Source organism: Algoriphagus lutimaris (genome assembly GCF_017051705.1).
In the GTDB taxonomy this organism is placed as follows: Bacteria; Bacteroidota; Bacteroidia; order Cytophagales; family Cyclobacteriaceae; genus Algoriphagus; species Algoriphagus lutimaris.
This window is the reverse complement of sequence record NZ_JAFIDJ010000001.1, coordinates 1,245,145-1,260,780: the sequence shown is the minus strand read 5'-3', so window position 1 is coordinate 1,260,780 and position 15,636 is coordinate 1,245,145. Positions and strand designations below refer to the sequence as shown.

The following is a 15,636-nucleotide window of genomic DNA, read 5'->3' as shown; positions in this document are numbered from 1 at the left end:
ATTTACAGCCTAGTGACCACTACTTTCAGCCTTCATACTTTATCCTTCTGAATTTACTGATCACTGACCACTGAATCTATAAATTACATTCTCAGGTTTTCCATTTCCATTAGTTTGGGTTGGAAGGGTTGCTCATACAACCGCTTACCTGTGGCTTTGTATAAGGAGTTTCCTAAAGCAGCGAAGACAGGGGGGAAGAGCGGTTCTCCCAAACCGGTAGGAGCTTCATTACTCTCTACAAAATGAACCTCGATCTTCTTAGGTGCTTCCTTATGTCGGATCATTCTATAGCTGTCAAAGTTAGTTTTGGTAGGTGCTCCATTTTCAAATGCCATCTCTCCAAAGAATGCATTTCCAATTCCGTCTACAATGGCTCCTTCTCCCATATTCGCCGCAGCGTCAGGATTAACTACGATTCCACAATCCACCGCAGCATAAACATTTTCTACAACGGGTTGATTGTCTTTGATGCTGATGTCTACCACCTCAGCAACATATGAGTTGTGACAGAAATAGGCAGAAACTCCCCTTGAAATGCCATTGGGTACGTTTGACCAATTAGATTTTTCTCTGACAAGTTCCAACACTCCCGCATATCGTTTAGGATCATAATCATTGTCTTCTCCTACAGGATCAGTTTCTGCTCTCCTCAATAGCTCGAGTCTGAATTCAATTGGATCTTTCCCCATTTCTTCAGCCAATTCATCCAAAAAGCTTTGTTCTGCCCCAGCGATAAAGTTGGATCTGGGTGCACGGAATGCCCCAATGGTGATATTGGATTCAATCTGCCATCCTTCTGCTAGGTAATTATCCAATGCTCCAGCAGGGAAGCGATTCGCATGGATTGGGGATTCTGGAATTCCACCAGCCTTCACATGTAAAGCCAATAAGTTGTTATTCTCATCTAATGCTGCTCTATAGGTGGCTGAATAGGTAGGTCTGTACACTCCGGCTGACATATCATCTTCTCGGGTATACACCATTTTTACAGGAGCTTGGATTTTCTGAGAAATCAGAGCTGCTTCTGTCATATGATGGCTATACGCTCTTCTTCCGAATCCACCACCCATCCTGGCAAGGTTGATTTGAACATTTTCTTGAGGCATTCCTAGACTGCTGGCAATCGTCTGTCTTATTAATTCAGGAGCTTGGGTTGGACCATAAATTACTGCTTTGTCTCCTCTTACATCAGCAAAGCAGTTCATAGGTTCCATGGTATTATGGGCCAAGAAAGGAGCGGTGTAAGTACGCTCCATTACTTTTGCAGCTTTTTTAAATGCCCCTTCAGGATCTCCATCTTTTCTTAAAATATTCCCAGGTTTTTGGATATACTCCGCCATTTTCGCTTTATGGGTATCGGAATTTTCCAGGCCTTCAGGTACGGTTACTTGTGTGGTATTTCCTCTAAAGCCAGCAGCTGTAAATTCAGATTTGGGAGCTTTTTCCCATTCTGCCTTTAAGTTTTTCTTTGCCTGTAATACTTCCCAAGTAGAATTTCCTACAATGGCAATGATTGTAGGGAAGGTAGTGGTGTCAAAGAAGTTTCTGGCATAGTCATCTTTAAAGATGTTCACTTCAAATGCATCCTGAATTCCTGGCATGGATGTCACCGAACTTTTATCAAAAGATTTTAATTGCATCCCAAATGCCGGAGGATGTACGATGGCCGCGTACTTCATTCCTTCTACTTTATGGTCAATTGCAAACATGGGCTTTCCAGTGACTATCTTGGTTCCATCCACGTTCTTCTTGGATTTTCCAATGATCTGAAAGTCTGAAATGTCTTTAAGTTTAACTGTCTCTGGATCTGGCGCTTCCAGTGTTCCAGCTAAAGAAGCCATTTCACCATATCCAGCCTTTTTTCCAGAGGCATTATGTTCAACTATTCCCGCGCTAGTGGTAATTTCTCCGGCTGGTACATTCCAAGTCTGTGCTGCTGCATTTACGATCAATTGTCTGGCAGTGGCACCTGCAGTTCTTAATGGGGTCCAAGCTGACCGAACTCCTTGGCTTCCTCCGGTAAACTGACGATCGAATCGTTCCGGATAAAAATCAGCTTGTTCTACAAGCACATTTTTCCAATCCACATCCAATTCTTCAGCCAATAGCATGGGAAGTGAAGTTTTTACATTGGAACCGAATTCAGGATTCGGGTTAAATAGCGTAACCACTCCGTTGTCGCCAATTTTGATATAACTATTGATTTCAAACCATTCCTCAGGCATGGTCATCACTTCTTCCGGCGTGGGTTTGCATCCAGCTAGCCAACTGAAGCTTAGCATCATCCCACCACCAGCAAGAGTTGAAACCTTTAAAAATGATCTTCTATTTAATTTCTTATCTATTAATGTCATAATCTGCTAGTTTAAACGTTTTGAGAAGCTGTTTTAATAGCTGCTTTGATTCGAGTATAGGTACCGCAACGACAAATGTTTCCATTCATGGCATTGTCAATGTCCTCATCACTGGGACTTGGGTTATCTTTCAATAAAGCCACTGCAGACATAATCTGTCCTGCCTGACAATAACCGCATTGAGGAACATCATGCTCCACCCAGGCTTTTTGAACGGGATGATCTCCTTTTTCTGAAATACCTTCGATGGTGGTAATCTTTACGCCTTCGGCCGCTGAAACCGGGAGTTGACAAGACCGGACAGCAGCACCGTCCATGTGAATGGTACAAGCACCACATTGAGCAATCCCACAACCGAATTTTGTTCCTACTAAGTCTAGATGATCTCTTAGAACCCAAAGCATAGGAGTATTTGGATCCACATCCACTTGCTTGGAGTTCCCGTTAACAGTTAAATTAAATATGGCCATAGTGATGTAAGTTTTTGTTTAAAATTAACTTGTTTCAGTTGTGATTTCTTACGAAAATCAAATGAAAACCTCTGTAATTAAATGAATTTAAGGGTTTTGTATTACTTAAGCACCTTGATCAAAAGGAAATTTGCTTTGAAAAGGGCTGATTATAGATTCGCTTACCTGTAGCCTGATACAATGAATTTGCCAATGCCGCAAATACAGGAGGATAGGCAGGTTCTCCTAACCCGGTAGGGTCTACATTGTTTTCCACAAAATAGGTCTCTATTTTTTTTGGAGCTTCCTTCATCCGAATCATTCGATAAGTATCAAAGTTTTTGTTTTTAGGGACTCCCTTTTCAAAGGTTTGTTCACCAAACATGGCTGTTCCAATCCCATCAATTACGGCCCCTTCACAAAGGTTTTTGGCTGCATCTGGATTTACCACAATTCCACAATCGACAGCGGTAATTACTTTTTGAATGGCTACTTGACCATTCTCCACTTTTAAATCCATGACTTGGGCAGCGTAACTATTATGACAGAAGTAGGCAGAAACTCCTCTTGAAATACCATTTTCCTGCTTTCCCCAATCGGACTTGTTTTTGACTAATTCCAAAACTCCTATATACCGATCCGGGTCGTAGTCATTGTTTTCTCCTATAGGCTTAGCTTTTGCTTTTTTCAACAGTTCAATTCTGAATTCCAAGGGGTCTTTTCCTGCTGCCTCAGCTACTTCATCTAAGAATGACTGTTCTGCTGAGGCATTGAAGTTGGACCTTGGTGCCCGGAACGAACCAGTCGTGACATTGGAAGGGACTTCCCAGCCTTCTACCAAGTAATTTTCAACAGCTCCTGCCGGAAAACGATTGGGATGCAACGGGTTTTCCGGAAGGCCACCTCCATTGATATGAAAGCCGATCAAGTCGTTATTTTCATCCAAGGCTGCTCGATAAGTAATTTGGTAGCGGGAGCGGTAAATTCCTGCTGTCATATCATCTTCTCTGGTATAAATTAGCTTTATGGGAGCATTTACCTTCTGCGATATAACGGCAGCTTCAATCAACCAGTGTGCATAGGATCTTCTTCCATAGCCACCTCCCAATCGGGTCATTTCTATTTCAATGTTTTCCACTGGAATTCCCAATCGATTAGATAGCGCCTGTTCGGTCAGTTCTGGCTTTTGAAGAGGGCCTGCACAATGAACTTTGTCTCCATTGACATGGGCAAAGAAATTCATAGGCTCCATACAGTTATGTACTAAAAAAGGAGCGGTATAGGTGCGTTCGATAATCTGAGAGGCTCGAGCAAAAGCCGTTTCTGGATCCCCATCTTTTCTTTGAACTCGGGCATTTTTGGAAGCTTCTTGCATTTTTTGCTCCTGTGAGTCATCGCTTTCAAGCCCTCCCGGAACGAACCTGCTTCCTTCTCTTCCAAACATATCCCGCTTTTCTTCATAGGATTCCATCAGCTCATATTCTAATTCCACTGCTTTTTTGGCATTCATCACCTCCCAGGTACTATTCCCAACCACTGCAATTAAATCCGTGAATTGGACGGTATCAAAAAATGTCCTTTTATAATCATCCTGAAGGGATTTAACTTGAAAAATATCGACAATTCCAGGCATTCGCTTAGCCTGACTAGCATCAAAGGATTTCAATTTCATTCCAAAAGCCGGAGGTTGGATAATCATGGCAATCTTCATTCCTTCCTTTTTGTAGTCGATTCCAAAAAGTGGTTTTCCGGTGATGATTTTAGGAACATCCACATTCTTCTTGGAAGTGCCTATAAGTTTGAAGTCAGATGGGTTTTTTAGTGTTACTTCCTCTGGAATTGGAAGAGTAGCAGCTAAAGAGGCTAATTCGCCATAATGAGCCTTTTTATTACTTGACTGATGATTTAAAAAACCATTTTCTGTCTTTATTTCTGAAACTGGTACATTCCAGCTTTTGGCAGCTGCTTGCATCAAAAGTAGCCTTGCTGTGGCTCCGGCAGTTCTGAGAGGAGTCCAGCCCACCCTTATTGCTTGGCTTCCCCCAATGAACTGTCTAGTAAAATTCTCTGTGTCTAAGGGGGCTTGTTCAACGATCACTTTTGACCAGTCTGCATCCAGCTCTTCCGCCACGATCATCGGCATGGAAGTCTTGATGTTCTGTCCGCCCTCTGGATTGGGAGACATGATGGTGATTACTCCATTATCCCCAATGCGGATATAGCCATTCATTCGAAACCACTCCTCCGGTAAGGTCAATAACTCTTCCGTATTGGGTTTACAACCTGCCAACCAGCTAAAGCTTAATAATAAACCTCCTCCTGCCAATGCGGAGGATTTTAAAAATGATCTTCTGCTTAGGTTTGAAAATTGGTTTTGCATGGGATTAGAACTGGTTATATAGCTTTTTATAAGTTACAAAAGATTCATAGGTTGATACCTTTATAATTGAAAAAGATGAATCAAAACTTACTTTAAGCCTTTGAAATCATGGATTTTAAGTAATTTTGAACTTAGTTCAAAACTTGATTTATAAGCAAGACAGCTGTCCCTGAAAGATTGGCTTATTGAAGTAACTTCGTAAAGGAAAGTGAGCCCAATTTCCATCCTTCGGCTTTTTTAATGTAAACTTCGGTGACTTCAAAAGGATTGGTCACCTCATTGCCACCCACCTCTGCGATTAAGGTGATCCTGTTGAGTAGAATAGCCGTATTGTCGATGATTTCGACGGAGACCTCATGGATTTCTGCTTTCTTATACCAAATGCCACCGCTTCTGATAATATTGACTTCTCGCTCTTTTCCCCAGGAACCACCCATATGGACGAACACAGATTGATCATCGAATAATTCCGCTAATTTATCAGCTTCCTTATTAGCCATCCATTCCCATTTGGTCTTTGAGAGCTCAATGATTTGATTCTTTAAACCTTCTTCTTGAGCCATCGAAAATTGAAATGATAAGAATGAAAGAAGGAATCCTAATATTGCTATTTTCATGATGCTATGTTTGACTAATGTTCAATCTCATGGGTGTCCCTTACACTACTAAATGTGAAAACCAGCATTTTCCAATCATGCCCTTGCTTTTGATAGACTTCGGTGACTGTAAATTCATTTTCCACATCATTTCCTCTTACGTGTGCAGTTAAAGTGATTCGATTCCATACCACCGCCGTGTTTCCGGAAACTTCAATAGCTGTATCGTGGACTTCAGCATTTTTATACCAGATGCTTCCTGTTTCAATAATTTCTAGCTCTTTTTCCTTTTTCCACGATCCACTCATATGGACAAACTTGGCTTTGTCGTCAAAAAGATTTTCAAGCTTATCTACATCTTTATCAGCCATCCATTGCCATTTGTCCATTGATAGCTTTTTGATTTCCTGCTCATCAGGCGATTGTGCGTAGAGCCATGTAGTACTGATGAGTGTGATTAATAGCGCGAATAATGTCTTTTTCATAGGTCTATTATTGGTTTTTGATTGATTTAGGATTACTTCATTTGATGATAGTTAAAATGGAAAATAGCTCTTGTCGACCCACTTTCTCTTTACTATTTGACGAAAAAAAATCCTAGGATTTTAATGAAATCAATAGAAAGCAGGAATTTCTCATCAGGATTACAGATTTGATCAACGAATGAAAAGAAGATTTAAGTTTCTGTTGTCGGTTTGGTTTATCATACCACTTATTGAAAAAAAAATGCTGTCTGTAGATCAAAGCCTTTCGCTCGATGATCACTTGAATTTGGCGTGAGATTAAATAGTAACTTTCGAATATGAAGAATAATGTCATTTCGCGACCTGTATTTTATGCACTGCATGTCCTTTTCTGGCTTTGTTATGGAGCTATTTTATTTGCTTCATTAAGTAATTGGATTGAATCTTCCTCTGAGGTTTGGCAAGCAGTTATTTCAGATGTCTTGACTTCTTCTTCGATAGCCTACCTCAATTACTACCTTTTGCTTCCTAAACTTTACAGAAAAGGAAGGTATTCAGCTTACATTTTGGCGTCTATTGCCATGGTGGTGATAATTGTGCTTTTGAGGGTCAATCTTCTTGGAATGACACATAGATCAGTTACTTATACTTATTTTATCAGGTCAGTTCCTGCGCTAGGTTTTTATTTGATCACGACAGTCGTATGGTTTTTTGCCAATTTAATAAAAGCCCAAAGGAATGAGATTGAGCTTCGCAACAGTCAGTTGGCCACAGAATTAAAATTTCTGAAACTTCAGTTAAGTCCTCATTTTTTATTCAACACCTTGAATAATGTTTATTCCATGGCCTATTTCAAGGACCAGAATACCGCACCGGCCATCCTGAAATTGTCTGAAATGATGCGACATATGCTGTATGAAGACCAAGGAAAATTTGTCTCTTTGTCAAAAGAGATAAGTTTTATGGAAAATTTCATCGAACTCTGGCGCCTAAAACTAGATGAAAAACCAGTCATTACTTTCAAACATAAGGGTGTAAGTGACAACCATCATATTGCCCATTTGATCTTTTTGGTTTTTTTGGAAAATGCCTTCAAACATGGGAATACAATTGATGGAACAATTGAAATCAATTTATATGTAGATGCCACTGATCGACTGTTTTTCGAGATAAAAAATGACGTGATCGATGCACGTAAGACTGCAGAGGAAGAAAGTGGTGTGGGGCTGAGCAATGTGAAAAAGAGATTGAATCTGATCTATCCTGGAAAACACCAATTGAAACTTGAGCAGAATCCCACGTCTTTTAAAGTGGAATTAACAATTGACTTAACATGAAATACAGGATTCTTATTGTAGATGACGAACCACCGGCTCGAAAGCTTCTTTCGGACTATGTGTCAAAAACTGCAGAATTAGAATTAGCTGGAACCTGCAATAATGGGGATGAGGCTTTAAGATTTTTAAGAGAAAATTCTGTTGACATTCTTTTGCTTGATATCCGGATGCCCTTAATGACAGGGATGGATTTATTGAATGAACTTTCCGATAAACCTTTGACTATTTTTATCACTGCTTATGAGGAATACGCTGTAAAAGGATACGAATTAGATGTAATTGATTATTTAGTGAAACCCGTTTCATTTGAGCGTTTTAAAAAAGCAATTAATCGTGCTATTGAATACCTTTCGGCACAGGTGGAGGCAGTGGAAAGTCCTGAGAAGCTGGATTATTTTTTTATCAAAACGGATACCCGAATTGTAAAATTCCTGTTTGCTGAAATTCAAGCGATTGAGGCCCAAAGAGAATATGTGAAATTTATAACACCTTCCAGAAAAGTCATGTCTTTGGTTTCCCTGACCGGAATTGCCAATGCTTTGCCGGGAGAGTTTGTCAGGATCCACCGATCATTTATTATTAATATGCGGCATATAGATGAGGTTCAGGCCAATGAAGTAGTGATAGGAAAGGATATTTATCCGATCAGCAGAAACTATCGAGAGGATTTTTTTAAGAAGCTGGAAAACAGGAAGTTCATTTAAAACAAGAAAAGTTTCAGCTTCTTTACTGAAGCTTTTTATTGTTTCTTCCTTTCGGGATCAAATAAATTTAAATACCTCAAGATGACTACCCGTTGATAACTGATTAATGGTGAATCCGTCTCATTTTTGGCAGCAGCAATAACATGAATTTCCTTTCCAGCTTTGGCATTTTCTGTATGATGATTCAGCATTGATTGTGAATAATAGAATGTGATGGGAAGATGCCTTTAGGGATCTTTGAGTTCTATTTGCCCAAAAATGGGATGAAATTGTTCGATTTTGAACGAACAGGGTAAGGTAAGTGCTGTTTTGGGCTAAAATTGTCCTAATTCTCTGGCATGGTTTTATACTTTAGATGCATGATTAGTCTTGAATTTGAATAAATCATGATACGTAGTTTTCTAAGAATTAGTCTAAGAAATTTAGGCCGACATAAAATCCATACCCTGATCAACCTGGTGGGGTTAGGGACAGGCATAGCTGCAAGTATTTTTATCCTTCTTTGGATTTCCGATGAACTATCCTTTGATAATTTTCATGAAAAAGGAGATCGGGTTTATTCAGTTCTTATCAATAATCAACAGGCTGCCGGAAGAATAGATACCTATGGGGCAACTCCAGCTGTATTAAAAGATAAATTGTTGGATGATATACCCGAGATAGAGCATGCAGCGCGGTATAGTTTTGAGACGGAGGTATTATTAAAGGAAGGCAAAGACTCTTATCAGGAAAAAGGAATATATGCTGATCCTACTTTTTTTGAGATAGTAAGCTTTCCAATCGTTTCAAGTAATGGAAATAACCCTTTGAATGAGAAATACGCCATTGCGATCTCCCAAAATTTGGCAAATCGGATTTTTCAGGAAGAAAACCCTTTGGGAAAGAGCCTAACGCTTCCCAATGGTTTAGAAGTGTTGGTATCGGAAGTCTATGAGAATGTACCAAGAAACTCATCTCTTCAATTTGATTTTGTCTTACCATTTGATTTGTTACTGGATGAAAATCCCTGGATGGAAAATTGGCAAAGTGGAGGCAGTAGAACCATGGTGTTGCTTCAAGAAGGAACTAAGAATCCAAACAAAAAGCTTTCCTCTTTGATTGCTGAGAATTGTGAGGCCTGTACCACTGAACCTTTTTTATTTCCTTTTCATAAACAACGACTGTATAGTGAATTTGAGCAAGGGAAATCAGTAGGTGGTAAAATCCAGCAAATTTATCTTTTTGCTGGAGTAGCATTCCTAATTCTGGCGATGGCCTGTATCAATTTTATGAACCTTGCGACAGCTAAATCGGCCAGCAGAAGTAAGGAGGTAGGGGTGAGGAAATCCATAGGAGCAAGCAAGCAAAGCCTGGTTTTACAGTTTATATTTGAATCGCTCATTCTGGCCTCTTTGGCCTCGGTATTTGCCTTGCTATTGATTCAGCTTTTACTGCCATTCTTTAATGAGGTCACCGGAAAAAACCTTGAATTGGAATTAGGAAGCCCGGTCTTACTTGGCGGAATAGTTGGTATTACTTTACTAACAGGTTTGATGTCAGGATTTTATCCGGCTTGGTTAATTTCTCGTTTTAACCCCTCCAAAGTATTGAAAGGGGATAGCAGCGCTGGTTTGACCGGGGCTGGGATTCGAAAAGTCTTAGTGGTGGGTCAGTTTGCCACTTCTGTTGTTTTGATCTTTGGCAGTTTAATTCTCTTTCAACAAATCAGATTCATCAGTGAACGGAATTTGGGCTTTGATCGGGACAATGTAATGGTGATTGATCAGAATGAAGGATTGATGCAATCATTTCCTGCGATCAAGAATGAATTGCAACAGCTGACAGGAGTGAGTCAAGTGGCCTTTGGCGGAAATAATATTTTCACTGTGCCTATCACGAGTTCAGATCCGGTTTGGGCCGGAAAGTCTGATCAGGAGCAACTCAATTTCAAAGTTTTTCGATGTGATGAAGGGTTTCTTCCTACTTTGTCTATTCCATTAATTGCTGGAAGGAATTTTATAGGGAAACGAGATAGTTCCAATTACTTGGTCAATAGAAAGGCAGTTGAATTAATGGGTTTGAACTTAGAAGAGGTGGTAGGGACCAAACTCGATATGTGGAATGGACCAGGAGAAATAGTAGGGGTGACGGAAGATTTTCATAATGACAATCTAAAGTTTGGAATCCAACCTTTGGTATTTATGTATTCTGAATATGTAGGGAATCATTACTTTATTCGACTTTCTGAAAATCAAGCCATGCAAAGTACCCTGGACCAGGTCGAAACTATATTTCAGGAATATAATCCGGATTATCCATTTGAATTCACCTTCCTCAACGAGGTGTTTGATCGTGAATATAGACAGGAGCAGGTGATTGGAAAGTTGTCATTGGCATTTACGGTACTTGCCGTTCTGATCTCAGGTTTAGGCTTATTTGGCTTATCCTTGTTTTCAGCTGAGCAACGGGCCAAAGAAATCGGAGTACGAAAAGTATTAGGTGCCTCCGTGGTCGATTTGGTTCTGATGCTGTTTAGAGATTTCGGCTATTTGGTCGGGATGGGGTTAATGTTAGGAATACCAATTGCTTGGTGGTTGGCAGATCGTTTTCTCTCTAACTATGCCTTCCATAGTGGAGTTCATTGGTCTATCTTTATTCTTATTACCGGATTGATGCTGTTATTGACTTTGGTCTCAGTAGGATTGCAATCCTTGAGAGCAGCGCTTTCCAATCCTGTGGATTCTTTGCATACGGATGGCTAAGTGTGGAGGACTTCTCCTTCACATGGATTTTACTATGCCCATCCTGGCTATTGAATCACTAAATACACCTACCTAATAAAATACTTCCGTGTAATTCTAGAAGGTATTTTTGCGGCATTGTATATCTAATTAAATCAAGAATCCTTAACCACTACATTCTTCTTTTATGAATAATTTAGAGTTTGAAAAAGACAATTTTATTCTGAAAAGTGCTTGTTTAGATTTTTTTGAAGAACTAAGCATTTGATTGATTTGAATAGCCTTCTTTTTCTAGGTTGCTTATGTATATCAAGTATTATTTTCAACGATTACCATCTTTTAATCTCATAAATGGTTGAAAACCGATGAATTACCTTTTTATGAAATAAGGGTCAAATATTTATTGTTGAATTGACTGAAGTGAAAAATTCCACAATTATTTGAATTGTGTTAGTATTTATTTGAAAAATGCTTCCCTAATTTTACCATAAATTTGACTTTTGTGAAGTGGAGGTATAATAATTTTTATACCCTATATTTAATCCCACTTCAACCTTTCATGAAAAAATATTTCCTTCAAATCTTTCTTGTTGGGCTAGTATTATTAGCAAACAATCAAGCTCAAGCTCAAAAAGAAACTGAAAAAACTCCGATCATTAAGCATTTTGATGGAACTATCACGGCTACTACTAATGGGATTTCCATCATCCCTTTTTTCTCATTAGGCAGGCCAGCCTTTTTGTTTGATATGAGCCTAGGTGGTGATCGATTTTCATTTGATCCTATGATGCGGTTTGGGATGAATGGGAAACCTTGGTCTTTTGTTTTTTGGTGGAGGTATAAGATTGTAAATAATCCAAAATTTAGTCTGAGAGTAGGGGCTCACCCTGCTTTTTTGTTTCAGGAGAGAGAATTAATAGTAGATGGACAACCCAAGAATGTATTGGTGGCCAATCGTTATTTAACTTGGGAATTGGCTCCAACTTATAAAATATCTCCCCGTTCAAGCTTAGGAATCTATTTTCTAAATGGGAATGGTATCAATCCCTATCCACCGGATCATACCTATTTTTTAGGTGTAACCTGGGCTCTTAGTAATTTCCCTTTGAGTAAAACTTTGAGATTTGCCATGACTCCTCAAATGTATTATTTGAAAGTGGATAAAAATGATGGGCTGTATGTTACTTCCACATTTACACTGACCAAAACCGATTTTCCAATCGGGTTACAATCTACCTTTAACCAGAAAATCAAGTCCACGATTGAAGGGGACGATTTTGTCTGGAACCTCAGTTTGATTTACAATTTCGCCAACGATTACCGAAAACAATAACCCGAGGAGAGATGGAAAGAGCAGAGTCCTTGGAAGAGTTCTACAAGCGAAAATTCAATTGGTTGCCTGAAGATTATAAAAAGGATTTTGGGCATTTCAATATGTTTCGTCTGTAACCCTATTATGAAGGAAAAGTAAAAAGCTTACCCTATAGAAGAAGGGATTTTTACAAAGTAATGTAGGTTAAAGGGCAAAGTCAGGTTCATTATGCAGATCGGGTGTATGAAGTGAAAATGCAGGCACTCTCTTTTTCAAACCCTATGATTTCCTATAAATGGGATAATAACCATGTGAGTTTAGAGGGGATTTATTGCATCTTTAACCCCCATTTTTTTGCTGGTTTTGGGAATATTCAAAAGTATGAGATCTTTCATCCCAATGGAGTGCATGTATTTGAATTAACTGATGAAGAAGTAGAGCAAGTATTTCAGATTTTCGAACAAATGAATGAGGAGTTTCAATCAGAATATAAATACAAGTTTGACCGAATTCGAAATTTGATTTTAGAGCTGGTTCATTTTGCCATGAAGCCTCAACCGGCAGAACTACAGATAACAAAAAAAGGGAGTGCTTCCTTACGGATAGCTTCTTTGTTTTTAGAGCTCTTAGAAAGGCAATTTCCCATCGATGATAGTCATTCAACGCTTCGACTCCGTACTCCAAGTCAATTTGCAGATCACTTAAATATCCATGTGAATCATCTCAATAGATCATTGAAGGAAATGACCCAGAAATCTACTTCTCAATTGATTGCAGATAGAATACTTTAAGAAGCAAAAGTCTTACTAACACATAGCTCTTGGAAGGTTTCAGAAATAGCGTACGCACTTGGATACACAGAAGTGACTCATTTCAATAACTTCTTTAAAAAACATACGAATCTAAATCCTACTCAATTTAGAAAAGGGTGAGTTAATTTGTCTTTAAAGATTTACCAAAGATTCAAATATTGATGCCAAACCCATGCATCAAGACCAGTCTTAATCCAACGTAGATTACTAAAACCGCAGTAAGCCCACCTAATATTCTGAGGTTAAATTTCTTATTGGATAAATAGGAGCCTAAACTACCTCCTAAAATCACCGCCAATACCAATTTCCAAGCTAATTGGAGATCTAATTGAAATGTATCTGCTACCGTCAATCCAATTAAGCCGGAGATGGAATTGACCAAAATAAATACAGAGGCCAAGGAGGCAACGGTTCTTGGGTTGGCCCAATTCAATAAATTTAAAGTAGGACTTAGAAAAATTCCTCCGCCAATACCTGAAACTCCTGCAAGAAATCCAACACTTCCTCCAAGGCCTAATTTTTTGATCAATGAGAACTCCTGGGATTTCAATTTAGCTTGGATGTACCTAAGCATCATAGCTATCCCAGATAGAATAAGGGATGAACCTAAAATCAGAAAGAATACTTGCTGAGATAATCTGAGTTGTGCCCCAAAGTAGGCGAGGGGTATACTGGACACCAAGAATGGCCAAAAGAGCTTGAAGTCAAAGACTTTATTTTTGATGAAAATGAATGTTCCAATGCTGACTACACAGATATTCAGTATCAAAGCAGTGGATCTAATTTCGTAAAATTCCGTTAAAAACAGACTTAAAATTGCCAAATAGCTGGAGCCTCCTCCAAAACCTACCGAGCTATAAAACAACGCAATGATGAAAAAAATAACTGGTAGGTATTCGATAGTCAACATTCAATGAGGAGGTATACAGATTTTTGAATTGGGTTCAGATTCCATTTCAGCCAAAATTTTAACTGAAATAGTCGATGAATTTGATTATAATTTATAGATCTACTAATGTAGAATCAAATGATCTGAAATAAAGCTTTGAATTTAGATCTTGGAGGTTACCAAAAATACATGAAACAAACATAGAATTACGGTATTCAAACCAGATTTAAATAATCGAAATATACTTGAGAATGAATTATTTCATGGGGGCAATTCTTACTTTTGCTTTTCCAATTTTGGATTGGACTTTTTGCCCCATGAACAATAGCATCAAGATTTACTTACTTTCCTTTATCTGTTTTATTGCTGGAACCTCGGAGTTTGTAATTGTAGGGGTACTGGATAAGATTGCAGAATCCATCCAGATTTCAGTTTCAGCAGCAGGGCAATTGATTACCGTATTTGCGATTACCGCAGCTATCGGCACCCCCATTGCTATCTATAAAATGAGGACATTGGACCAACGAAAAGTTTTGATCATTTCTCTGATCACTTTTTCTATTGGTTCATTTATGATGGTCATTGCTCCAAATTATTACCTGCTTTTAGTGGCAAGGGTGATCATGGCTCTAGGGATGGGGGTATTTAATGTGATGTGCTTTATTGTGGCCGCTAAACTTGCTCCTTTGAATAAAAGAGCCAGTGCTATAGCCACGGTAACGGTGGGTTACAATGCTGCCTTAATCGTGGGCTTGCCAATTGGTAGGATTGTGACCAATGCTTTTGGGTGGCAAGCTATTTTCTGGGGAACTTCTATTTCTGCAATTTTATTTTTTTTCATTCTGGCCAAGTTTATCCCGTCATTTTCCCCAGATGGAGCCGTTCCGTTTAGAAAGCAAATTGGATTATTGAGGAAACCCAACATATTACTGAGTCTTGGGATGTCCTTTTTTTGGATTTTGGGTTATGCTATCTTGTATACCTACATCACTCCCTTTCTGAATGAGAACTCCTTAATCCACGAAGAATTGTTGAGTGTTGCTTTTCTTGGTTTTGGAATAGCCACATTAATAGGTAATAAATCAGGAGGTTTTTTAGGGGATAAATTTGGAGTACCTCAGACTATCTTGGTGAGTATGGTTTGCAATTTAACGCTGTTGATTTCCTTGTCCTTATTTATTGGAATCACTGCTTATTTAACGATTGCTATTTTAATGCTTTGGGCAATTTCTGCCTGGTTACCTGGACCATTATTTCGATTTAGTATCATGTCACTTTCTGATGAATCACCTGGGGTGATCTTGAGTTTGTACAACTCCATCATTCAATTCGGCTTTGCTTTGGGGGCTGGATTAGGAGGAATAGAGATTAATCGATTTACTACGCTTTATTTGGGATGGACTGCTGCTGGATTGGTATTTATTTCACTGATATTAACTTTTACCTATCATCAAAAGAGTAAAGCTATTGCATAGGTATGCTTTCGGCGAGAGATAGTTGCGCTGAGATATAGTTTCTTCGCTCATGAGATATGGCTTCGGCGAGATACGCTTCCTACCTTCGGCAGGCAGGCGGCGAAGTAGAGTCGCTTTGTTCCTAAAATATATCCTTCGGATGAG

General features: G+C 39.0%; 13 protein-coding genes and 1 pseudogene. 7 read left to right on the top strand and 7 right to left on the bottom strand.

The genetic code is table 11. From position 1 onward, the window contains the following. Positions 1-83 precede the first annotated feature (83 nt). From JYB62_RS05105 to JYB62_RS05085, 5 genes are all read right to left on the bottom strand, one after another. The gene (locus tag JYB62_RS05105; protein ID WP_205644335.1) at positions 84-2,354 is read right to left on the bottom strand and encodes a xanthine dehydrogenase family protein molybdopterin-binding subunit; all 2,271 of its coding nucleotides are present in this window, start codon (positions 2,352-2,354) and stop codon (positions 84-86) included. A gap of 11 nt (positions 2,355-2,365) precedes the next feature. Next, the gene (locus JYB62_RS05100; protein ID WP_207758592.1) at positions 2,366-2,824 is read right to left on the bottom strand and encodes a (2Fe-2S)-binding protein; all 459 of its coding nucleotides are present in this window, start codon (positions 2,822-2,824) and stop codon (positions 2,366-2,368) included. Between the two features lie 118 nt (positions 2,825-2,942). Beyond that, positions 2,943-5,183 (bottom strand): molybdopterin cofactor-binding domain-containing protein, encoded by a 2,241-nt coding sequence (locus JYB62_RS05095; protein ID WP_205644334.1) that lies wholly within the window; start codon positions 5,181-5,183, stop codon positions 2,943-2,945. Between the two features lie 182 nt (positions 5,184-5,365). Continuing rightward, positions 5,366-5,800 (bottom strand): nuclear transport factor 2 family protein, encoded by a 435-nt coding sequence (locus tag JYB62_RS05090; RefSeq protein WP_205644333.1) that lies wholly within the window; start codon positions 5,798-5,800, stop codon positions 5,366-5,368. A 14-nt stretch (positions 5,801-5,814) separates the two neighbouring features. Then, positions 5,815-6,264 carry a nuclear transport factor 2 family protein gene (locus JYB62_RS05085; protein ID WP_205644332.1) on the bottom strand — a complete coding sequence of 150 codons (450 nt, stop codon included), beginning with the start codon at positions 6,262-6,264 and terminating at the stop codon, positions 5,815-5,817. A gap of 317 nt (positions 6,265-6,581) precedes the next feature. Here JYB62_RS05085 and JYB62_RS05080 point away from each other — a divergent pair, with 317 nt between their 5' ends. Together JYB62_RS05080 and JYB62_RS05075 are read left to right on the top strand one after the other, a co-directional pair. Next, complete coding sequence (locus tag JYB62_RS05080; protein WP_205644331.1) at positions 6,582-7,580, top strand: sensor histidine kinase; 999 nt, start codon at positions 6,582-6,584, stop codon at positions 7,578-7,580. Beyond that, on the top strand, positions 7,577-8,284 hold the full coding sequence (locus JYB62_RS05075; protein WP_205644330.1) for a LytR/AlgR family response regulator transcription factor: 708 nt from the start codon (positions 7,577-7,579) through the stop codon (positions 8,282-8,284). Before JYB62_RS05080 ends, JYB62_RS05075 begins: the two co-directional genes overlap by 4 nt. A 35-nt stretch (positions 8,285-8,319) precedes the next feature. On the opposite strand, the gene JYB62_RS05070 is transcribed toward JYB62_RS05075, so the two are convergent. Then, entirely contained in the window at positions 8,320-8,475 is a 156-nt protein-coding gene (locus JYB62_RS05070; protein WP_205644329.1) for a hypothetical protein, read from the bottom strand. A gap of 195 nt (positions 8,476-8,670) precedes the next feature. Between JYB62_RS05070 and JYB62_RS05065 the strand changes: the two genes are divergently transcribed. The 4 genes and pseudogenes from JYB62_RS05065 to JYB62_RS20020 form a co-directional block, all read left to right on the top strand. Further along, positions 8,671-11,025 carry an ABC transporter permease gene (locus tag JYB62_RS05065; RefSeq protein WP_205644328.1) on the top strand — a complete coding sequence of 785 codons (2,355 nt, stop codon included), beginning with the start codon at positions 8,671-8,673 and terminating at the stop codon, positions 11,023-11,025. Positions 11,026-11,563: 538 nt separating this feature from the next. Continuing rightward, complete coding sequence (locus JYB62_RS05060; protein WP_205644327.1) at positions 11,564-12,337, top strand: hypothetical protein; 774 nt, start codon at positions 11,564-11,566, stop codon at positions 12,335-12,337. A gap of 260 nt (positions 12,338-12,597) precedes the next feature. Beyond that, positions 12,598-13,107, top strand: a complete 510-nt coding sequence (locus tag JYB62_RS20025; protein ID WP_317194628.1) for a helix-turn-helix domain-containing protein — start codon at positions 12,598-12,600, stop codon at positions 13,105-13,107. A gap of 12 nt (positions 13,108-13,119) precedes the next feature. Further along, a pseudogene (locus tag JYB62_RS20020) lies at positions 13,120-13,248 on the top strand (helix-turn-helix domain-containing protein); the annotation flags it as partial. A 31-nt stretch (positions 13,249-13,279) separates the two neighbouring features. On the opposite strand, the gene JYB62_RS05050 reads toward JYB62_RS20020, so the two are convergent. Then, the gene (locus JYB62_RS05050; RefSeq protein WP_205644326.1) at positions 13,280-14,038 is read right to left on the bottom strand and encodes a sulfite exporter TauE/SafE family protein; all 759 of its coding nucleotides are present in this window, start codon (positions 14,036-14,038) and stop codon (positions 13,280-13,282) included. 230 nt (positions 14,039-14,268) lie between these two features. Between JYB62_RS05050 and JYB62_RS05045 the strand changes: the two genes are divergently transcribed. Beyond that, entirely contained in the window at positions 14,269-15,492 is a 1,224-nt protein-coding gene (locus JYB62_RS05045) for an MFS transporter (protein WP_205644325.1), read from the top strand. The last annotated feature ends 144 nt before the right edge of the window (positions 15,493-15,636 follow it).